We start from the raw sequence: 19,582 nt of genomic DNA, 5'->3' as shown, positions 1-19,582 counted from the left end.
GCGGTCACCTTATCCATCCGCAGACGGTACAAGGCCGGCGGGAGCCGTTCACAGCGAGAAATATGAAGTCGGAATTACATTCCGGCTACACTGGTAAGCAATGACCCGAAAACTACACGAGGCGGGTGGAAAGACGGGATCGGCGGCATATGGTCGTGGGACGTCCGAGAACAACCTTCACGGAAGCCCACTCGGGCATGACCACAGGCGAACCGAACGGCTCAGGATACTGCTTGTACCTCTTTCCGTCGGCGTGGCCGTATTTTTAGTGGCACGCATTATGTTCCAGCCCTTCGGAGACCATTTCGCCCTCCTCCCCTTGCCCCTGTCGCTTCTTGTCGTTATTTTGGTGCGGAACTCGATATGTCGCCGCGGCCATAGTGCCGCGGCAGGAGAACAGGAACGGCGGGAGCAGCCGGTCGTTGTGCACCGATTCGACTGAGGTCGCTCGCTGGCGATATCACCAGTAACGCCGGGATTCCTCTCAAGTGGGGACTGCGCATGCACGGACTGCGTTAGCAGCCGTAGCGTGGATGATGGCAAGGGCATGCCCACCGCGGTCAGGGGCAGGCACGGGTGGCTGACCGTACCGTGGTGAGGGGAAGCAGGCCTGCCCGTTCCAAAATGGGCCGCGAGTACTCGCTGCAGTCGACGTGGATCAGTGTCCGCCCTCGGTGCCGGGCCGAGCGGGCCCGCTGGACCACCAGGGCTCGGTACAGCCCGCGCCCGCGATGGCCTCCGAGGCACGCGCCGCCCCACAGTCCTGCGAAGTCGGTTCGCTCCGGGAACTCGGAGCGGCCGGAGCACACCACGTGGCCGTCCTCATCACGTACCACCCACATCTCGAACGATTCAGGGGCGCTGCGCCACCGCTCGACCAGCTCGTCTTCCTGCAGTCGCATCCTTTCCGGGGAGTCCCCAAAAACCCGACCAGCAAGATTCTCCGCTTCTCGCAATGACGCTTCCGTTACCGCTCGTTCCACCGTGTAGCCACGAAGCTGCTCCGGGCCGGCGGCCGCGGAGATGAGCACATCCGCCTCGCCCGCCATGACCGTCTCCGGTTCTCCGAGAGCGAATCCGTGGTGCTGAAGCGTGGCGACCAGGGAGGGCAGGCGGTCATGTGCTCGGGTTTTCCACGAGATGTGGTCCACCCGAGAGTCCGAGGCGAACTTGGAAACCACACTGGCTATCAGGTCATCCAGTTCTGATTCGGCCGTGGGAAACGGGGCATGGGTGACGAATGCTCGGTGACGCTCAGGAAAGACCGCAGCGAGGACGGGACCGATCTTCACCACGACGGGCGCGTCGGCCACTTCAGCCGCGCCACGCAGCTGCGAGTCATAGGCGGCAAGGAGTGTCTGGGGCTGCATGTGGGAGAGCATGACACTGGACTCCCACCATGGCAACGGGCCTGCATCCGTTGGCACGCCCCCGCGGGATGACATGAACGTCATGCAGCCCATGCCATCCCCCGCCAGTCTTCGAGCCGCCCGCCAGCTCAGTCCCGCAGCACCGTGGCCCGCAGCAGCCGGCCCACCTGCGGGGTCTCCAGCAGGAAGCCGTCGTGACCGCTCGGTGAGGTGATGGTGTGCACCTCGTGCTCACCCGGCAGTGTGGCCGCGAGCTCGGCGGACTCCTCGGGCGGGAACAGCCGGTCCGAGTCCACCGCCGCCACGAGCCACTCGCAGCGGGTGCGGGCGAGGGCATGCCGGAGGCTGCCGCGGCCCCGGGCGACGTCGTGGGACATCAGCGTCTCGTTGACACTGAGGTACGCGTTCGCGTCGAAACGGGTCACGAGCTTGAGCGCCTGGTGGTCCAGGTAGCTCTCCACCCGGTAGCGCCCCCGGTCCACGGTGCGGTGCGGGCGAGCAGCACCCCAGCCGCCCCGGGGACCGGTGGCGTCCGCGATCCCGGCGTCGTCCCCCGACGCGCTTCCGCCCTGCGCCTCCCGGCCGAAGCGCGCGGCGAGCTCGTGCGCGCTGCGGTAGGTGATGTGCGCGATCCGCCGCGCGAGGCCGAGTCCTTCGGCGGGGTGCGGGCCTCCGTAGTAGTCCCCGCCGCGGAAGTGCGGGTCCTGCCGGATCGCGAGCGCCTGGGTGCGGCCCCACGCGAGCTGCTCAGCACTGACCCGGGCGTTCGCGGCGATCACCGCGCACGCCGCCACCCGCTCCGGGTGGCACACCGCCCACTCCAGCGCGCGGGCACCGCCCATCGAACCGCCCACCACGAGCCGCCACCGCCGGATCCCGAGCCGGTCCGCGAGCCGCGCCTCCGCGGCCACGGTGTCCCGCACGGTGACGCGTGGGAAGCGCGAGCCCCACGGTGCGGCGTCCGGCGCGAGGCTCGCCGGGCCGGTGCTGCCGTGGCAGCCGCCCAGGATGTTCGCGCACACCACGAACCAGCGGGTGGTGTCGATGGCCGCTCCCGGTCCGATGAGCCCGTCCCACCAGCCGCCGGTGTCCGCCGCGACACGGTGCCCGGCCATGTCGAAGGGCGCTGTGTCCCCGTACCCCACGGCCGTGCCGCGCGCCGCGTGCGAGTCGCCCGTGAGCGCGTGCTCGACCAGCACCGCGTTGGAGCCGTCCGGGGCCAGCTCACCCCACGTCTCGTAGGCCAGGCGCACGTCCGGCAGCCGGAACCCGGACTCCGGGGTGAGCTCCCCGATCTCTGCGGCCCGCACCACACCGTCCCGGCGCACCGCCGGGGCTGTCTGCACCACGGTCATGCCGCGGGCTCGGCGGCCACGTCCGCACGCGCCGTCGACGACGCCGCAGGGCCGCCTTCCGCGCCGGTCCCGGCAGCCGCGGCGGGCTCCGCACCGGCGTCCGCGATCGGCTCCATGCTTCCCAGGGGCCGGTCCGCCGGTGAGGTCGCCGGGTCCCGATCGCCCCGCTCGTGGGTCGACTCCTGGGTGCCCGGTGCCGCGGCCACCGCTGCGAACCCCGCTTCCAGGTCCGCCAGGATGTCCTCGATCCCCTCGGTGCCCACCGAGAGCCGCACGAAGCCCGGCTCCACGCCCGCCGCGAGCTGCTCGTCCTCGGAGAGCTGCGCGTGCGTCGTCGACGCCGGGTGGATCACCAGGGACCGCACGTCCCCGATGTTCGCCACGTGGGAGTGCAGGCTCAGCGCGTCCACGAACGCGATCCCCGCCTCCTTGCCGCCCTCCAGCACGAAGCCGAGCACGGAACCCGCCCCGCGCGGTGCGTACTTCCGCGCGCGCTCGTGCCACGGCGAGGACGGCAGCCCCGCGTAGGACACCGAGCGCACCTCGGGGCGGGACTCGAGCCACTCGGACACCCGCTGGGCGTTGGCCACGTGGCGCTCCACGCGCAGGGACAGGGTCTCGATCCCCTGCTCGATGAGGAACGCGTTGAACGGGGAGATGGACGTGCCCAAGTCCCGCAGCAGCTGCACCCGGGCCTTCAGGACGTAGGAGAGGTTCACGCCGAAGGCGCCGTCCGCGCCCAGGTCACGGGCGTACACCAGACCGTTGTAGGTGGGGTCCGGCTGGTTGAAGCCCGGGAACCGCTCCGGGTCCGCGCCGTAGTCGAAGCGCCCGGCGTCCACGATGAACCCACCGATCGCGGTGCCGTGCCCGCCCAGGAACTTGGTGCCCGAGTGCAGCACGATGTCCGCGCCCCACTCGATGGGCCGCACCAGGTACGGGGTGGCCACTGTGTTGTCCACGATCAGCGGCACCCCGGCCTCGTGGGCGATCCCGGCAACGGTCTCCACGTCCAGGACGTCGTTGCGGGGGTTGGGGATCATCTCCCCGAAGAACGCCACGGTGGTGGGGCGCACGGCGTCCCGCCACTGCTGGGGGTCGTCCGGGTCCGCCACGAAGGTGGTCTCCACGCCCAGGCGCGGCAGCGTGTGCTTGAGCAGGTTGTAGGAGCCGCCGTAGAGGGACGGGCTGGCCACCACGTGCGTTCCCGCTCCGCCCAGGTTGAGCACCGCGAGCGTGGCCGCGGCCTGCCCGGAGGAGACCATCAGGGCTCCCACCCCGCCCTCCAGCGAGGCGAGGCGCTTCTCCACCACCTCGGTGGTGGGGTTGGTCAGGCGGGAGTAGATGGGGCCCATGTCCTGCAGCGCGAAGCGCGCGGCGGCCGTGTCCGCATCCGGGAACACGAAGGACGAGGTCTGGTGGATGGGCAACGCCCGCGAACCCGTCACGGGGTCGGGGTTCTGGCCCGCGTGGATCTGGCGGGTCTCGAACGCCCAGTCCTGGGAGTTGTCGGGGGTGGGTGCAGTGCTCATGGCCGTGCTCCTTCTCGGAAGGATCAGGGGCCAGGCGACCGTCCGCACGGTGCCCGTACGAACGGGCGACCGGTGGCCCGCGCTTGCCGTGGACGTCGGACGACGTCACGGCCAGGTCTTCACCCAGGGCACCCCGCCGCGGTAGGGAGGGTTGCCGGTCAGCAAGCTGGGGCTTGGCGCTGACTCTCGTGACCTAGACCTCAAGTGTGGGAACCGGGGGGCCGCCGCGTCAAGTTCGGTGTCCGCAGTGTTGCACCCGCCGATTTGGACCCCCGTGTGACGGGTGCCACCATGACTGCATGAAGCTGGACCACGTTTCCTTCGCAGCGCAGCCGGACGGGCTGGAGGCCACCACCGAGCGGATAGCGGACCGCCTGGGGATCGAGCCCGTGAAGGGCGGCGTGCACCCCCGGTTCGGCACGCAGAACATGATCCTGCCGCTCACGGACCACCAGTACGTGGAGGTCGTGACCGTCCTGGAGCACCCCGCCGCGGACAAGGCGCCGTTCGGTCAGGCCGTCCGCGCGCGTTCGGAGGCTGGCGGCGGCTGGCTCGGGTGGGTCGTGGAGGTCCCGGACCTCGCCCCGTTCGAGCAGAAACTGGGCCGCCCCTCCGTGCCGGGCGGCCGGATCTTCCCGGACGGCCGCCGCCTGGACTGGCACCAGATCGGCGTCAAGGGCCTGATCGCGGATCCGCAGCTGCCGTTCATGATCCACTTCGACTCCGCGGACGAGATGCACCCCTCCCAGGCGCGGCTCACGGACGTCCGGCTGACCGGCATGGACATCGCCGGCTCCCCCGAGCGCGTCACGGACTGGCTCGGTGGCCCTGTGGAGGACGTCCTGCGCTCGGTGGACGTCACGTGGTCCGCTCCCCACGGCACGCCCGGTCTCATGGCGGTCACCTTCGGCACGCCGGACGGGCCCGTCACCATCTGATCCGGCGGGGCACGACGCCGCCACCCACCCAGGCGGTCAGCCCGCCAGGAGCTGCGGTGCGAGGAAGCCGACTGCGTCCAGCAGGAAGTGCGCGACCAGAAGCGGCATCACACGCCCGTACCGGCGGTAGCACCACACGAACACGAGCCCCATGACCAGGTTGCCCAGCGCCGGTCCCACCCCCTGGTACAGGTGGTAGCTCGCCCGGAGCACCGAGGACACGATCGCCACCGTCCACCACGAGCGGCCCAGCCGCCGCATCCGTTCCGCGAGGAACGCCACCACGATGATCTCCTCCACGAGCGCGTGCCGCAGGGCGGTGAGCAGCAGCAGCGGAACCGTCCACCACGTGTTCTCCAGGGTGGACGTGGTGATCTCCGCCGTGATCCCGAGCGCCCGCCCGGCCTGGTAGAGCACGAGGGTCCCACCGCCCATCACGGCGAACAGCGCGAGGCCCCGGGCGGCGTCGTGCCCCGGGCGGCGCGCGTCCGCACCGATGCCGCGCAGGACCGCGGGGATGCGGGAGGTGGTTCCCGCCAGGAACCACAGGGCGAGCACCACGGGCACGATTGCGAAGCAGATGCTGGTGAGGCGCCGCAGCGCGTCGATCACCGGAACCGGGCTGAGGGGCTGGTTGAGCGTGGTGGAGCTCTCCGCGATCGAGGACTGCACCGCCATCTCCACGAGGTCCAGCACCGAGTACACCGCGGAAGCGCCCAGGGACACCCCGAGCACCAGCAGGATCTGCATGCGGAGGTCGGCGCGCGGCACACGGGGCGAGGTGTCGAGGGAGGCGATCACCCCACCATTGTGCGTGGTGCACCCGGACAGCCCCGCGAGCGACCTCGGTAGGGTGAACCCATGCACCCCGCCCCGGACACCTCCCCGCCCCACCGCGCCCTGCCGCCGGGGTGGCGCTGGCGGGATGCCCGGGGTGCCGGCGTGCTGGCCCTGGCCGGCGTCGAGCTGGTGTACCTCTCCGACTTCGTGCAGTCGGTCCCGTGGAAGGCGGATGTCGGGTGGGTTGCCCTGGGCGCCGTCGTGCTGGCCACCCCGCTCGCATGGCGGCGTCGCTTCCCCGTGGCAGTGATGGTGGCGGTGTCCTTCGTGTACTTCGCGCTGGTCACGTGGGTCGGGATCGAGATGTACGCCTCCCAGGTGGTGCTGTTCCTGGGCTTCTACTCCGTGGGGGCCTGGTGCCCGGACCGCCGTCGCGCCACGTGGTCCCGCGCCGCCGTGGCCGTGGGGATGGCGGTGTGGCTGGGCTGGAGCACCGTGGAGCAGTTCACGGATCCGGAGGTGGGTGAGCGCGGCGTCAACGCCTACATGGCGATCGCCGCGATCCAGTTCGTCGTGAACATCGCCTACTTCGCCGGGGCGTGGGTCTTCGGCGACGGGGCGTGGAACGCGGCCATCGAGCGGCAGGAGCTCGAGGCCGCCCACGCCGAGATCCGGCAGCAGCAGGAGCGGCTCGCGGAGCAGGCCGTGAGCCTCGAACGGCTCAGGATCGCCCGCGAGCTGCACGACGTAGTGGCCCACCACGTCACGGCCATGGGCGTCCAGGCCGGGACGGCGCGCCTCACCATGTCTCAGGATCCCCGCGCCGCCGCCGAGCACCTGCGCGGTGTGGAGTCCTCCGCACGGGAGGCCGTGACCGAGCTCAAGACCATGGTCCACACCCTGCGCGACGGCGAGGAGGCCCCCGACTCCGTGCCCCGGCTCTCCGACCTCGAGGCACTCGTGGCCGACGCCCGGGCGATCGGCCAGGACGCAGTGCTCAAGCGGATCGGCCCGGAGCCGCAGCTGCCGCCGCCGGCCCAGCTGGCGCTGTACCGCACGGCACAGGAGGGGCTCACCAACGCCCGCAAGCACGCCGGGCCACGGGCGGTCGTCACGGTGCGGCTGCGCACGGAGGCCAGCCGCGTGGAGCTGGAGATCAGCGACAACGGGCGCGGCGCCCGGCCAGGGAAACCGGCCGCCCACGGCACGGGCACGGGCCTGATCGGCATGGAGGAACGGATGGCGTCGATGGGCGGCACACTGGACGCGGGCCCCAAGGCGGACGGCGGCTGGCTCGTGCGGGCCACGGTGCCCGTCCACGCCCCGCAGGAGGTCATGCCGTGAGCCTGCGTGTCCTGCTCGTGGACGACCAGCCGCTGATTCGCCTCGGCTTCTCCGCCATCCTCACGTCGCAGGAGGACATGGAGGTGGTGGGAGAGGCCGCGGACGGCGAGGAGGCCCTGGAGCTCGCCGCGGCCCTCGACCCGGACGTGGTGTGCATGGACGTGCAGATGCCGCGGCTGGACGGCATCGAGGCCACCCGTCGGCTCGTCGCCTCGGATTCCCGTGCCGCCGTGCTGATCCTCACCACGTTCGACACGGACGAGGCCCTGTTCGCGGCGCTCTCCGCCGGTGCCTCGGGGTTCCTGCTGAAGTCCGCGGGACCCGAGGAGCTGATCCAGGCGGTGCGGGTGCTGGGCCGCGGCGACGCGCTGCTGGACCCTCTGGTCACGCGCAGGGTGCTGGCACGCACCGTCGAACCGGCGGCGGAGGTCGATGCGCAGACCGGCCGTGCCCCGGCGGGTGACGCGGCGGCGTCGTCCGCCGGCCGTCCCGGCCCGGAGTCCGAGATCGCGGACGGGCAGGACGACGCCGCCCGCGCGGGTCTCACCGCCCGCGAGACCGAGGTGCTGGCCGCCATGGCGCGCGGCCTGTCCAACGATGAGATCGCGCGCGAGCTGTTCGTGGGCAGGGCCACGGTCAAGACCCACGTGTCCAACGTGCTGCTGAAGACGGGGGCGCGTGACCGGGTCCACGCCGTGATCTGGGCGTTCGAGCACGGTGTGACCGGCGCCTGAGACCGGCCCCACCGCGCAGTGGGCGTCTCCTCCCCCGGGCGGAGGATCGCGGGGGTGCAGAATCCGCCGCCCGGGGGAGTCGGACACGGGCGTGACTTCCTAGGCTCGAACCATGATCACAGTGAACGGGGTGAACAAGTCCTTCGGGTCGGCGCACGTGCTCGAGGACCTGACCTTCAGCATCCGCCCGGGCCTCATGACGGGGTTCGTGGGCGGCAACGGCGCGGGCAAGACCACCACCATGCGCATCCTCCTGGGGGTGCTCTCGGCGGACTCGGGACGGATCGAGGTGGACGGCTCCCCCATCACCGCCGACTACCGCGCGGGCATCGGGTACATGCCCGAGGAGCGTGGGCTGTACCCCAAGATGACCGTGCTGGACCAGCTGGTCTACCTGGGCCGGTTGCACAGCATGACCGGCGCGGACGCGAAGGCCCGGGCCATGGCGCTGCTCGAGCGCCTGGGGCTCGCCGGCCGCGCGGGCAGCCGGCTCGAGGAGCTGTCCCTGGGCAACCAGCAGCGGGCCCAGATCGCCGCCGCACTCGTGCACGACCCGGTGGCCCTCGTGCTGGACGAGCCCTTCTCCGGGCTGGACCCCCACGCCGTGGAGACCACGGTGCAGGTGCTGCGGGAGACCGCGGACACCGGGGTTCCCGTCCTGTTCTCCTCCCACCAGCTGGACGTCGTGGAGCGGCTGTGCGACGAGCTCGTCATCCTCGCGGACGGGCGGGTGCGCGCCGCGGGCTCGCGCGCCGAGCTGCTGGCCGCCCACGCCGTTCCCGAGTGGGAGCTCGACGCCGCCGCGGACACCGGCTGGGTGCGCGAGGCCCCCGGCGTGGAGGTGCTCGCCTTCGACGGCGGGCGCGTCCGCTTCCGGGCGGCCTCGGACGCCACGGCCCACGCCGTCCTCACCGAGGCCGTGGCCCGGGGCACCGTCCACCGCTTCGGACCCGTCACCCGCACCCTGCACGAGATCTTCACGGAGGTCACCCGATGAGCACCGCCACCGCCACCCCCACGAGCACCACCCACCAGCGCCAGCCACGGCGCACGCCCTTCTGGTCCGCGGTGGGCACCGTGGCCGCACGCGAGATGGGGGTGAAGGCCACCTCCAAGCCCTTCATCATCACCACGCTGATCCTGCTGGCCGCCGCACTGGCCGCCACGCTGCTCGTGCCACGCCTGGGCGACCTGTTCGCCGGGGACGCCACGAGCGTGGCCGTGGTGGACCAGACCGCACCGTCCGTCCAGGCCCTCGGCGAGGACTACGCTCCGCAGACCGTCGCCTCCGCGGACGCGGCACGCGAAGCTGTGCTCTCCGGCGCGGCCGACGCCGCCGTGGTGCCGGATTCCGGCAGTCCGGCCGGTGTGAGTGTCCTGGCCATGACGGACGCCCCCTCGGGTCTGGTGCAGGCGCTGTCCACGAGCCCGGGGGTGGAGCTGCTGGACCCCGCAGCGCCGAACCCCGCGCTGCGGTACCTCATGGCCTTCGGCTTCGGACTCGTGTTCTTCATGGCCGCCGTGACGTTCGGCCAGCAGATCGCGGTGTCCGTGATCGAGGAGAAGCAGTCGCGGGTCGTGGAGATCCTGCTCGCAGCAGTCCCGGCGCGGGCCATGATGGCCGGGAAGGTGCTGGGCAACGCGGCCATGGCCATCCTGCAGGTGGCGCTGCTGGCCGGGGCACTGCTGCTGGGGATGCAGATCAACGGCAACGTGCTGCCCCTGGACGGGATGGGTGTGCCCATCCTGTGGTTCGTGATGCTGTTCTCCATCGGGTTCGTGATGATCGCGGCCCTCTACGCCGCCGCGGCGTCCATGGTGTCCCGGCAGGAGGACATCGGCTCCACGTCCATGCCCGTGATGATGCTGATCATGCTCCCCTACTTCGGTGTGATCTTCTTCAACGACAACCCGGAGGCGCTGCGCATCATGAGCTGGATCCCGTTCTCCGCCCCGGTGGCCGTGCCGCTACGCATCTTCCTGGACCAGGGCGAGTGGTGGGAGCACATCGGCTCCCTGGTGCTGCTGATCGTGACGACCGCCCTGGCCATCTGGCTCGCCGCGGTGATCTACGAACGCTCCATCCTGCGCACCGGCAAGGCGCTCAAGTGGCGGGAGGCCCTGAGGGGCTGACGGCCTGGCCACCGGTCGCGGACCCCGGTCCCGCAGCAGGCGGGTCCGGCGCGCGAAGGTTTGGGGCGCGGCTCCCGCGCCGGGCCTGGCAAGCCGCAACTGGAACGCAGCGCCACCCCGGTGGGCCGTGCGGTGAGACTCCCGCACGGCCCACCGCCGCGTCCCTAGACTGGGGCGCATGACTTCCGAGCAGCAGACCTTCCCCGTGGCACCCCGCCGTCCCGTGGAGCGCACGTTCCACGGTCACACGTTCGCCGACCCCTACGAGTGGCTCCGCGAGAAGGACTCCCCCGAGGTCCGGGCGCACCTGGACGCCGAGAACACCTACGCGGAGGCCGTCACCGCGGACCTCGCCCCGCTGCGGGAGAGCATCTACACGGAGATCAAGGACCGCACGCAGGAGACGGACCTCTCGGTCCCCAGCCGCCACGGGGACTGGTGGTACTTCGCCCGCACCGTGGAGGGCGGCGCGCACCAGGTGTTCTGCCGGGTTCCCGTGGCGGACCCTGCGGACTGGACCCCGCCCGCCGTGGAGCCCGGAACGCCCCTGGACGGCGAGCAGACCCTCCTGGACGCGAACGCCGCGTCCCAGGAGCACGAGTTCTACGCCCTGGGGGCGTTCAGCGTCGCGGAGGACGGCTCCCGGCTCGCGTGGTCCGAGGACACCGCCGGGGACGAGCGGTTCACCGTCCACGTCAAGGACCTCACCACCGGGGAGCTGCTCGCGGACCGGATCCCCCAGACCTCCTACGGCGCGTTCCTCACCCCGGACGCGGCCCAGGTGGTCTACACCGTGGTGGACGAGTCCTGGCGTCCGTACCGCGTGTACCGGCACGTGATCGGCACGGACGTGGCGCAGGACCAGCTGCTGTTCCAGGAGGACGACCCGGGCCTCTGGCTCGGCGCCGAGCTCTCCGCGGACAAGCAGTGGCTCATGCTGTCCTCCTCCTGCTCGGAGTACAGCGAGTACCGCATCCTGCGCCTGGCTGAGCTTCCCGCGAACGACGCCGCCGTGCCGGGTTCCCATGGCCAGTCCGCCGGGGCGGCCCCCTCCACCGCGCACCGGGACGCGCCCGACGAGTGCACGGGAACGGCGCCCGGTCACGGTGATGGCACGAAGAAGGCACGCGCAGAGACCCCCGCGGACCTGCCGTGGCGGGTTGTCCTCTCGCGGGACGAGCGGGTGCTCTACGAGGTGGAACCCCTCACGGTGGCCGGCACCGATGTCCTGCTGCTCTCCCACGACGCGCACGCCCCCAACGGGCGCATCAGCCTCATGCCGCTGGAGCACGCTGGGTGGAGCCTCACGGAGGTGGACCTGGTGGACGTGGTCCCGGCCTCGGACACCGTGCGCGTGGAGTCCGGCATCCCCACGGCCACCCACCTGGTGGTGGCCTTACGTGAGAACACCACGCCCCGGGTGCGCCTGATCCCCCGCACCGCCCTGGAGCCGCTGGTGGCCGGGGCGGCGCACGACGGAACGGGCGCGCGGGCGGGCGGAGCGGCGTCGTCGTCCCCGGACACCGGCACGGCGGCGGACGCCGGGCTGCTGGCCGGGACCGAGGCCGCGTTCGACGAGGACCTCAGCAGCACCGGCGTGCTTTCCGCGGAGTACGAGAACCCGGTGGTGCGGGTGTCCTACACGTCCTTCGTGACGCCGCCGCGCGTGTACGACATCCCCACGGGCGAGCCCGGGGCCGGTGCGCTGGACGAGTTCGGCGTGGGTGAGCCCGTGCTGCGGCGCGAGACTACCGTGCTGGGCGGGTACCGCAGCGAGGACTACACGGTGGAGCGGGACTGGGCGGTCGCCGAGGACGGCACGCGGATTCCCGTGAGCCTGGTCCGCCGCGCGGACCTGGACCCCGCCGTGCCCGCGCCCGTGCTGCAGTACGCGTACGGCTCCTACGAGATCAGCACGGACCCGGCGTTCTCCATCTCGCGGCTGTCCCTGCTGGACCGTGGCGTGGTCTGGGCCGTGGCGCACGTGCGCGGTGGCGGTGAGCTGGGGCGCGCGTGGTACGAGAACGGCAAGAAGAACACCAAGACCAACACGTTCACGGACTTCGTGGCCGTGACCCGGCACCTGGCCGCGCGCCCGGACGTGGATGCGCGGCGGATCGCGCTGATGGGCGGCTCGGCGGGCGGTCTGCTCGCGGGCGCAGTGCTGAACCTGGCCCCCGAGCTGTACTGCGGCGGGCTGGCCGCGGTGCCGTTCGTGGACGCCCTGACCTCCATGCTCATGCCCGAGCTGCCGCTCACCGCCCTGGAGTGGGAGGAGTGGGGCAACCCCGTGGAGTCCGCTGAGGTCTACGAGTACATGCACTCCTACTCCCCCTACGAGAACGTGCGGGACGCCGACTACCCGCCGATCCTCGCCGTCACGAGCCTCAACGACACCCGCGTGCTCTACGTGGAGCCCGCCAAGTGGGTGGCCGAGCTGCGCACCCGCGTGGCGCGCCCGGAGACCGTGCTGCTGCGCTGCGAGATGGCCGGCGGCCACGGTGGCGCGTCCGGGAGGTACGCGCAGTGGAAGGACACCGCGTGGGAGTACGCGTGGCTCGCGCGGCAGCTCGGGGTTGCGGACTGACAGGGGTCCCAGCACCCCCCCCGGGGATGAGGCCGTCAGCGCCCCGCGCTACTGGTAGTCGCCCAGGTCCAGCCTGAGGTCCAGGTCCTGCCGGACGTGGTCCAGGTGCTTCAGCTGCAGCGGGTGCAGAACGCCGCCCAGCATCCGGGTCCAGGAGACGGGGTAGCCCACCACCTCGCCGCGCTCCTCCCCGGGGAACTCCGCCGCCTGGTCCGCCCAGTAGCCCATTCGGCGCTCGACCTCCCGCAGCCACTCCGCGGTCAGGGGGGTGTGGGAGCGCACCAGGTAGGCCCCCATGCCCACGAGCCGGTGGTGGTGCCACGCCAGATCCGTGCCGAGCGCGCCGGTCAGCCGGGTCACGTCCTGTGCTGCTCTCTCCGGGTAGCCGCTCAGCCACGCCTGCTGGTCCGCATCCATCCGCGCGAAGGCGGCCTCCCAGGACGTCACGGGCGCCTTGAGGTCGCAGTAGCCCCCGCCGTGGTGGTGCATGAGGTATGCCCGCAGGTAGTCGGAGCGGTGGACCAGGGACAGGTTCTCGTACGCCGGGTGCAGCGGATGCCCCGGCACCAGCCACTGGTCCAGGTTCTCCCGTGTGACCAGCTCCACGGGCAGTCCGATCCGGTCCCGCATCACGTCCAGGTTGGCGCGTCGCCGCGGAGTCAGGGGATTGTCCCCGAGCCACAGGGTGACCACGCGCCGCGGCAGCTCCTGCGGCCCGTCCGGGGCCGGGGGCGTGCGGGCCACGAAGGAACGACGGTAGCGGGCGGCGTCGAACTCGTAGGTCGTCAGACGTGCGTGCCACGGCGCCGCCGTGGTGACCGCGGCGAAACGGAGGGCCTTCTGGGTTCGGCGGCGCCGCTTGTTCACCACGAACAGCGCGTGCTTGACCTGGCGCGCGGCCATGAGCGGATCCACCGGGCTCACGCGGCAGGCTCCGGCTGCAGCGCCCCCACCGTCCGAGGGCTCAACCAGTCCCCCACATGCCCGGCGACAACCTGCTCGGCCGCCGCGGTGGCCATCGCCGCGCTCGTCTGGAAGCCGTAGCCACCCTGCCCGGCGAGCCAGAACACGCCCCCGGCCGCGGTGTCCCAGCCGCACACGGGCACGCCGCACGCGCGTTCCGTCCGCAGTCCGGTCCACGCCTTCACCACCCCGGTGATGCGCAGTGCCGTGTTCTGCTGGACGGTCGCGATCAGGCGCTCGACGGCGCCCGGGTGCGGTTGCGCGTCGCACGCCTCGCTGGGCTCGGACTCCCCCACCGAGATCATGGCCCCCACGGGGTCGGGCCGGTAGTACCAGTGCTCTGCGGCATCCATGACCATGGGGTGCTCCGCGGGCATGGCCGAGTCCAGACGGACCAGGGCTGCGGTGCGGCGCAGCGGCTGCAGCCCCTGCGGCGCGGCACCCAGCAGCGAACCGACGTGCTCCGCCCACGCCCCGGCCGCGTTCACCACGGTGGCCGCGCGGACCGTGTCGCCCGGGTCCGTTCTCCGCCCGCCCACCACGGGCGACAGCTCCCAGACCTCACCGGACCGCTGCGCACCGGCCACGCGGAACCCCGTGCGGATGCTGACCCCGGCCTCCTCGGCCCGGCGCCTGTGCCACGCGAGCAGTGCCGAGGCGTCGGAGCGCACGGCGGAGTCGTCCACCGCGGCGGTGCGGTAGCGCGCCGGGTCCGCCCGGAGCTCGGGGCACAGCGCCAGCAGCTCTGCGTCGGTGGCACGGCGCAGGCCAGGCACCGTCTCCGCCGCGACGTGCTCGGCGGAACCGGCCACCATGAACGGGCTCGGCCACACCAGGGGCGAGGGCAGCTCCGCAGAGACCTCCGACAGCCGGGCAATGGACCACCGGGTCAGCTCCAGCACCGGTTCCGGGCCGTAGCTGGGAATGAGCTGCTGGGCGGAGCGCGCGGAGGTGTGCTGGGCGACGTCGTCCTCCGCCTCCAGGAGGCAGATGCCGTGCCCCGTGCCGCGCAGCCACGCCAGTTCAGAGGCCACGGACAGGCCCGCGATGCCCGCCCCAATGATCACGATGTCGAACTGCATGAGCCCATGGTGTCACCGCCACGGCGGCAACCCGTGCACGGCGGGCGGCGCGCAGGCTGCGGACGTTGGATGTCGGACGCCAGACCTCGGGCACACGAAGAACCCCGCCCCTCACCATGACGGTGAGGGGCGGGGTTCTGCGACCGACCCGGTCGATCGGCTCGGCCGGGTCAGCCGGTCATCGACGAGCGATGAGGTGCCTGGATCAGGCGGGGATGTTCAGGACCTGACCCGGGAAGATCAGGTTGGCATCGGCCACGGAGCCGGCGTTGGCGGCGTAGAGGGCCTCCCAGCCACCGTTCACACCCAGCTTGTTGGCGATGGTGCCCAGGGTGTCCCCGGCCTGCACGGTGTAGGTGCCGGCGGCGGGAGCAGCCTGCTGCACGGGGGCGGCGGGAGCGGTGTACTCGGCCACCGGAGCCTGCTGCACCGGAGCGGCCTGCTGCACGGGAGCAGCCTGCTGGACCGGGGCGGCCTTCGGCGCGGGAGCGGCCTGCTGCACGGAGGTGGACTGCGGGGCCACGGAAGCGGCCGAGGCGACGCCGCCGCCGTTGCCGTGCAGGCCCAGGCTTGCGGAGCAGGCGGGCCATGCGCCCCAGCCCTGGCCGGCGAGAACGTTCTCGGCCACGCGGACCTGCTCGGCCCACGAGGCGTTGTGGGCGGAGCCCTGGCCACCGAAGGCGGCCCAGGTGGACGGGGTGAACTGCAGGGCGCCGGAGAAGCCGTTGCCGGTGTTCGTCGAGGCGTTGCCACCGGACTCGCACTCGGCGAGAGCGTTCCAGGTCTCCATGGAAGCAGCGTTGGCGGGGACGGCGAACGCGCCCACGGCCAGGCCGCCCATCATGACAGCAGCGGTACCACGGCGGATAGCGGTTGAAGTCTTCATCATGCTCCGTCAGGCCACCTGCGCTCGTTCCCATCCCTGGGTGTCTTCGCGCCGTCGTCTACCCATAACAGTTAGGTGTGAGGGGTAGAAACTACGGAATGCTGCCATGTAGACGACGTACGGTGTGCGGCAGCATCCAGCACAATCCAGACGACGGATCGTGTGCGTCTGGTAGCGAACTTCCGCTCAGGAGAGTTCGCTGAGGAAGTTGTAAATAACGATAGCGTAACGGTTGCCCCGAGTTCAAGAGCTTCGTTACTTTTTCGTTATCCCGCTTTGGGGGACAACCCCCATCGCGGGCATGTATCACGGCACCCTGGCCGGTCAACCTGAGCCACGGTAGGTCACCCCCGCGTGACGGGTCAACCCAGGGAGCCCCGCGCTGTGCATAACGGCCGGATACACCGTTGATAACGGGAAGATTTCCCCCGCGCTATCCCGCGCTCCAGGCGGCGATCACGCTGGCCAGACGGGCCTTCTCGTACTCGGCCTCCCGCTGCTGGAGAGGCTCGGGCGCTGCGTTGCCGTGGGACTCGTCACACAGTGCCGGCGGGGCGGGGAGGTCGGGACGGTGGACCACCGCTCCGGCCTCGTGGGCGATCAGCGCGCCGGCCGCCCAGTCGTGCTCGTGCAGCGCCCGTTCCGAGTAGCCGTCCAGCGTGCCGTCCGCGACCATGCAGAGGTCCAGGGACGCGGCCCCGAGCCGTCGCATGTCCGAGTAGTCCTCCATGGTGTCCAGGAAGGATCCGAACTGTTCACGACGCACCTGGGCGTCGTAGGAGAAGCCGGTGCCGTAGAGCGCCCCCCGCTGCCCGGGCACCGGACCGCTCAGGCGCGTGTCCCTGCCCTGGCGTCGGACCCATGCGCCCAGGCCCGTGATGCCGTAGTACACCCTGCCGAGGGCTGGTGCATTGACGACCCCCACGAGCCAGTTCCCCTGCTCGTCGCACGCCGCCACCGACGTGGCGTAGTAGACGATGTCCCGGATGAAGTTGGTGGTGCCGTCCAAGGGGTCCACGGACCATCGCAGCCCGGAGCGCTGCGGCGGCACCCAGGTGCCGGACTCCTCACCCGTGATGGCGTCGTACGGCCTGCGTTCCCGCAGCACCGCCGTGACGGCCTCCTCCGCCGCGACGTCGAACGCGGTGACCCAGTCGCCGTCCGAGGACTTGGTCACCGCCTCGAAGGCCGCCGCATCCCGGCCGCGCAGCACCTGCGCCCCGGCCTCGGCCGCGGCCAGCGCCACCTCCAGGAGCTCCTGCAGCTCGTCCGTACCGGGCCCCAGGCCCTCGAGAGCATCCGCCACCGGTTCCCTCACTCCCCTTCCGCGGGAGTCGCACCCGTGGTTCCGGGAGCATCGCCGGCGGCCCCCTCGGCCAGGTCCGTGCCCTCCTCGTCCCCGAAGGCGTCCGGGCCCTCCGCGAGCAGCCGCTCGAACCCCGACTCGTCCAGCACGGGAACCCCCAGCGACTCGGCCTTGTCCAGCTTGGTCCCGGCGTTCTCCCCCGCCACGAGGAAGTGCGTCTTCCTGGACACGGACCCGGAGGCCTTGCCGCCGCGCTTCAGAATGGCCTCCTTGGCGGAGTCACGGCTGAAGCCTTCGAGGGAGCCTGTGACCACCACGGTGATCCCCTCCAGGGTGCGCGGGGTGGACTCGTCCACCTCCTCCTCCATGCGCACGCCCGCGGCGGCCCACTGCTCCACCACGCGGCGCCGCCAGGGCTCGTCGAAGAACTCCCTGACCGCCTGGGCGATCACGGGCCCCACGCCATCGGTCCCGGACAGGGTGTCCAGGTCCGCAGAGCGGATCGCGTCCATGCTGCGCAGGGACGTGGCCAGGGAACGGGCCGCCGTGGGGCCAACGTGCCGGATGGACAGTGCCACCAGCACGCGCCACAGCTCGGTGTCCTTGGCCTGCTCCATCTGGGCGAACATCTGCTCGGTGGTCTTGGACGGCACGCTGGGCCTGGCCCTGGTGGGTTTGGTCCAGAAGTACGGCACCAGCTCGGGGGTGATCCGCTGCGTCTTCTCCCCGGTCTCCTTGTCCGTGACCGTGCGGCGGGAGTCCCGCCACACCATGACGTCCCGCAGGTCCTCGGGGGTCAGGTCGAACAGCCCGGCCTCGTTGCGCAGCGGCGGAACGGAGAAGTCGCTCCCGTCCGGTGCGTCCAGCGGCACCGGCTGGGTCAGCGCCCTGGCGGCCTCCTCCCCCAGGGCCTCGATGTCGAAGGCGCCACGGCCGGCCGCGTGGTTCACCCGCTCCTTGAGCTGGGACGGGCAGGTCTCCGCGTTGGGGCAGCGGATGTCCACGTCCCCCTCCTTGGCGGGGCGCAGCGGGGTGCCGCAGGACGGGCACTCGGTGGGCATGACGAACTCCCGCTCGGTGCCGTCCCGCAGCGCCACCACGGGTCCCACGATCTCGGGGATGACGTCACCGGCCTTGCGCAGCACCACGGTGTCCCCGATCAGCACGCCCTTGGCCTTGACCACGTCCTGGTTGTGCAGGGTGGCCATCTCCACCGTGGAGCCGGCCACGCGCACGGGATCCATGAGCCCGAACGGGGTCACCCGCCCGGTGCGGCCCACGTTCACCAGGATGTCCACGAGCGTGGTGTTGACCTCCTCCGGCGGGTACTTGTACGCCACGGCCCAGCGCGGCACGCGGGAGGTGTAGCCCAGGCGGAACTGGGTGCGGCGGTCGTCCACCTTGACCACGATGCCGTCGATCTCGTGCAGCAGCCCGTGCCGCTTGTCCCCGAACTCGGCAATGAACTCGAGCACCTCCGCCACGGTGGAGAGCACCCGGGAGTACGGGCTCACGGGCAGACCCCACCCGCGCAAGATCTCGTACGCCTCCGACTGCGTCTCGAGGTCGACGCCGCGCACGTACCCGATGCCGTGCACGAACATGGACAGGGGCCGCCGGGCCGTGACCTGGGGGTCCTTCTGCCGCAGGGAGCCAGCGGCGGCGTTACGGGGGTTGGCGAAGGGCGCACGCCCCTCCTCCACCATGGCCTCGTTCAGCGTGCGGAAGTCCTTCGAGGAGATGAACACCTCGCCACGCACCTCCACCTCCTCCGGGAGGTTCTCCCCGGAGAGCCGCTGCGGGATGGTCGTGATGGTGGCCACGTTGTGGGTGATGTCCTCGCCCGTGGTGCCGTCACCGCGCGTGGCGGCCCGCACGAGCACGCCGTCCCGGTACAGCAGGTTCACGGCCAGGCCGTCGATCTTGACCTCGCTCAGCCATGCGACCCCCGGGGCGCCGGGCAGCTCCGCGACCTGCTTCTCGGCGCGCTCGAGCCAAGCCACGAGCTCGTCCGTGGAGAACACGTCCTCCAGGGAGTACATCTTCTCCAGGTGCTTGACCGGGCTGAAGGCCGCTCCGACCTCCCCACCCACCTCCTGGGTGGGAGAGTCGTTGGCCTTGAGCTCGGGGTGCAGCGCCTCGAACTCCTCCAGGGAGCGGTAGAGCTGGTCGTACTCGGCGTCCGAGATCACGGGCTGGTCGTGGACGTAGTACGCGGCACGGGCCTCACGGACCCGGTCCGAGAGCTGCGCGTACTCTTCTCGCAGGGCCTCGCTGGGCTCCTCGGGGTTGAGACTCTGGCCGTTGGCGTCCGTGGCGGGCTGCGCGCCCTTGGCGTTGACTGTGCTCACCGGACCATTGTGACCCAGGACTCCGACAGGCACGAGCGACGGCCCCCGCGCCCCTCCACGGCCGTCACGCGGCGCGCCCCGGCCGGGCACCGGGCACCTCCCCCGCGACCGCCCCGCCCCACGGCAGCGCCACCAGCTCACGGTGACCACGCCCGCGCAACGCACCCGCGGCACGCAACGGGCCCCTCGGATCCGTGGATCCGAGGGGCCCGGTGAACAGT

At 71.5% G+C, this 19,582-nt stretch carries 15 protein-coding genes and 1 riboswitch; of the genes, 6 read left to right on the top strand and 9 right to left on the bottom strand.

What is annotated here, in order from left to right:
* Positions 1-560: 560 nt before the first annotated feature.
* From HMPREF2833_RS01025 to HMPREF2833_RS01015, 3 genes are all read right to left on the bottom strand, one after another.
* Positions 561-1,382 carry a GNAT family N-acetyltransferase gene (locus HMPREF2833_RS01025; protein ID WP_083310884.1) on the bottom strand — a complete coding sequence of 274 codons (822 nt, stop codon included), beginning with the start codon at positions 1,380-1,382 and terminating at the stop codon, positions 561-563.
* 116 nt (positions 1,383-1,498) lie between these two features.
* Positions 1,499-2,725: a homoserine O-acetyltransferase MetX gene (locus tag HMPREF2833_RS01020; protein ID WP_070636320.1), complete on the bottom strand. Its 1,227-nt coding sequence runs from the start codon at positions 2,723-2,725 to the stop codon at positions 1,499-1,501.
* Complete coding sequence (locus tag HMPREF2833_RS01015; protein ID WP_070636318.1) at positions 2,722-4,257, bottom strand: bifunctional o-acetylhomoserine/o-acetylserine sulfhydrylase; 1,536 nt, start codon at positions 4,255-4,257, stop codon at positions 2,722-2,724. The genes HMPREF2833_RS01020 and HMPREF2833_RS01015 overlap by 4 nt, the downstream gene beginning before the upstream one ends.
* Positions 4,258-4,331: 74 nt before the next feature.
* A riboswitch (SAM riboswitch) is annotated at positions 4,332-4,451 on the bottom strand.
* A gap of 105 nt (positions 4,452-4,556) precedes the next feature.
* On the opposite strand from HMPREF2833_RS01015, the gene HMPREF2833_RS01010 reads away from it, so the two are divergent.
* Complete coding sequence (locus HMPREF2833_RS01010; protein ID WP_047979057.1) at positions 4,557-5,195, top strand: VOC family protein; 639 nt, start codon at positions 4,557-4,559, stop codon at positions 5,193-5,195.
* A gap of 36 nt (positions 5,196-5,231) precedes the next feature.
* On the opposite strand, the gene HMPREF2833_RS01005 is transcribed toward HMPREF2833_RS01010, so the two are convergent.
* The gene (locus HMPREF2833_RS01005) at positions 5,232-5,996 is read right to left on the bottom strand and encodes a CPBP family intramembrane glutamic endopeptidase (RefSeq protein ID WP_101888458.1); all 765 of its coding nucleotides are present in this window, start codon (positions 5,994-5,996) and stop codon (positions 5,232-5,234) included.
* Positions 5,997-6,056: 60 nt separating this feature from the next.
* Between HMPREF2833_RS01005 and HMPREF2833_RS01000 the strand changes: the two genes are divergently transcribed.
* The 5 genes from HMPREF2833_RS01000 to HMPREF2833_RS00980 all read left to right on the top strand — a co-directional run bounded on the left by HMPREF2833_RS01000 (position 6,057) and on the right by HMPREF2833_RS00980 (position 12,773).
* The gene (locus tag HMPREF2833_RS01000) at positions 6,057-7,319 is read left to right on the top strand and encodes a sensor histidine kinase (protein ID WP_070636316.1); all 1,263 of its coding nucleotides are present in this window, start codon (positions 6,057-6,059) and stop codon (positions 7,317-7,319) included.
* Positions 7,316-8,053: a response regulator transcription factor gene (locus HMPREF2833_RS00995; RefSeq protein ID WP_070636314.1), complete on the top strand. Its 738-nt coding sequence runs from the start codon at positions 7,316-7,318 to the stop codon at positions 8,051-8,053. Before HMPREF2833_RS01000 ends, HMPREF2833_RS00995 begins: the two co-directional genes overlap by 4 nt.
* Positions 8,054-8,165: 112 nt before the next feature.
* Complete coding sequence (locus HMPREF2833_RS00990; RefSeq protein WP_070636312.1) at positions 8,166-9,050, top strand: ABC transporter ATP-binding protein; 885 nt, start codon at positions 8,166-8,168, stop codon at positions 9,048-9,050.
* Positions 9,047-10,186: an ABC transporter permease gene (locus tag HMPREF2833_RS00985; RefSeq protein WP_083310883.1), complete on the top strand. Its 1,140-nt coding sequence runs from the start codon at positions 9,047-9,049 to the stop codon at positions 10,184-10,186. The genes HMPREF2833_RS00990 and HMPREF2833_RS00985 overlap by 4 nt, the downstream gene beginning before the upstream one ends.
* A 178-nt stretch (positions 10,187-10,364) precedes the next feature.
* Positions 10,365-12,773, top strand: a complete 2,409-nt coding sequence (locus HMPREF2833_RS00980; RefSeq protein ID WP_070636310.1) for a S9 family peptidase — start codon at positions 10,365-10,367, stop codon at positions 12,771-12,773.
* 48 nt (positions 12,774-12,821) lie between these two features.
* Here HMPREF2833_RS00980 and HMPREF2833_RS12805 read toward each other — a convergent pair whose 3' ends face one another.
* The 5 genes from HMPREF2833_RS12805 to ligA all read right to left on the bottom strand — a co-directional run bounded on the left by HMPREF2833_RS12805 (position 12,822) and on the right by ligA (position 19,361).
* Positions 12,822-13,697 (bottom strand): glycosyltransferase family 32 protein, encoded by an 876-nt coding sequence (locus HMPREF2833_RS12805; protein ID WP_070636308.1) that lies wholly within the window; start codon positions 13,695-13,697, stop codon positions 12,822-12,824.
* Positions 13,694-14,818, bottom strand: a complete 1,125-nt coding sequence (locus HMPREF2833_RS00970; protein ID WP_070636306.1) for an NAD(P)/FAD-dependent oxidoreductase — start codon at positions 14,816-14,818, stop codon at positions 13,694-13,696. The genes HMPREF2833_RS12805 and HMPREF2833_RS00970 overlap by 4 nt, the downstream gene beginning before the upstream one ends.
* Before the next feature lie 205 nt (positions 14,819-15,023).
* Entirely contained in the window at positions 15,024-15,707 is a 684-nt protein-coding gene (locus tag HMPREF2833_RS00965) for a LysM peptidoglycan-binding domain-containing protein (RefSeq protein ID WP_083310882.1), read from the bottom strand.
* A gap of 430 nt (positions 15,708-16,137) precedes the next feature.
* Positions 16,138-17,022, bottom strand: coding sequence for an inositol monophosphatase family protein (locus HMPREF2833_RS00960; RefSeq protein WP_019310092.1), 885 nt, complete (start codon positions 17,020-17,022; stop codon positions 16,138-16,140).
* The gene (ligA, locus tag HMPREF2833_RS00955) at positions 17,019-19,361 is read right to left on the bottom strand and encodes an NAD-dependent DNA ligase LigA (protein WP_070636301.1); all 2,343 of its coding nucleotides are present in this window, start codon (positions 19,359-19,361) and stop codon (positions 17,019-17,021) included. The genes HMPREF2833_RS00960 and ligA overlap by 4 nt, the downstream gene beginning before the upstream one ends.
* Positions 19,362-19,582: the final 221 nt, after the last annotated feature.

The sequence above is a fragment of the Kocuria sp. HMSC066H03 genome (assembly GCF_001812045.1).
Taxonomy (GTDB): Bacteria; Actinomycetota; Actinomycetes; order Actinomycetales; family Micrococcaceae; genus Kocuria; species Kocuria rhizophila.
This window is presented reverse-complemented; position numbering and strand designations above follow the sequence as displayed.

What these genes read in the sequence shown, in the direction of transcription:
- HMPREF2833_RS01025 (WP_083310884.1), bottom strand. Translation starts at nt 1,382, where the DNA reads ATGCTCTCCCACATGCAGCCCCAGACACTCCTTGCCGCCTATGACTCG.
- HMPREF2833_RS01020 (WP_070636320.1), bottom strand. Translation starts at nt 2,725, where the DNA reads ATGACCGTGGTGCAGACAGCCCCGGCGGTGCGCCGGGACGGTGTGGTG.
- HMPREF2833_RS01015 (WP_070636318.1), bottom strand. Translation starts at nt 4,257, where the DNA reads ATGAGCACTGCACCCACCCCCGACAACTCCCAGGACTGGGCGTTCGAG.
- HMPREF2833_RS01010 (WP_047979057.1), top strand. Translation starts at nt 4,557, where the DNA reads ATGAAGCTGGACCACGTTTCCTTCGCAGCGCAGCCGGACGGGCTGGAG.
- HMPREF2833_RS01000 (WP_070636316.1), top strand. Translation starts at nt 6,057, where the DNA reads ATGCACCCCGCCCCGGACACCTCCCCGCCCCACCGCGCCCTGCCGCCG.
- HMPREF2833_RS00990 (WP_070636312.1), top strand. Translation starts at nt 8,166, where the DNA reads ATGATCACAGTGAACGGGGTGAACAAGTCCTTCGGGTCGGCGCACGTG.
- HMPREF2833_RS00985 (WP_083310883.1), top strand. Translation starts at nt 9,047, where the DNA reads ATGAGCACCGCCACCGCCACCCCCACGAGCACCACCCACCAGCGCCAG.
- HMPREF2833_RS00980 (WP_070636310.1), top strand. Translation starts at nt 10,365, where the DNA reads ATGACTTCCGAGCAGCAGACCTTCCCCGTGGCACCCCGCCGTCCCGTG.
- HMPREF2833_RS00970 (WP_070636306.1), bottom strand. Translation starts at nt 14,818, where the DNA reads ATGCAGTTCGACATCGTGATCATTGGGGCGGGCATCGCGGGCCTGTCC.
- HMPREF2833_RS00965 (WP_083310882.1), bottom strand. Translation starts at nt 15,707, where the DNA reads ATGATGAAGACTTCAACCGCTATCCGCCGTGGTACCGCTGCTGTCATG.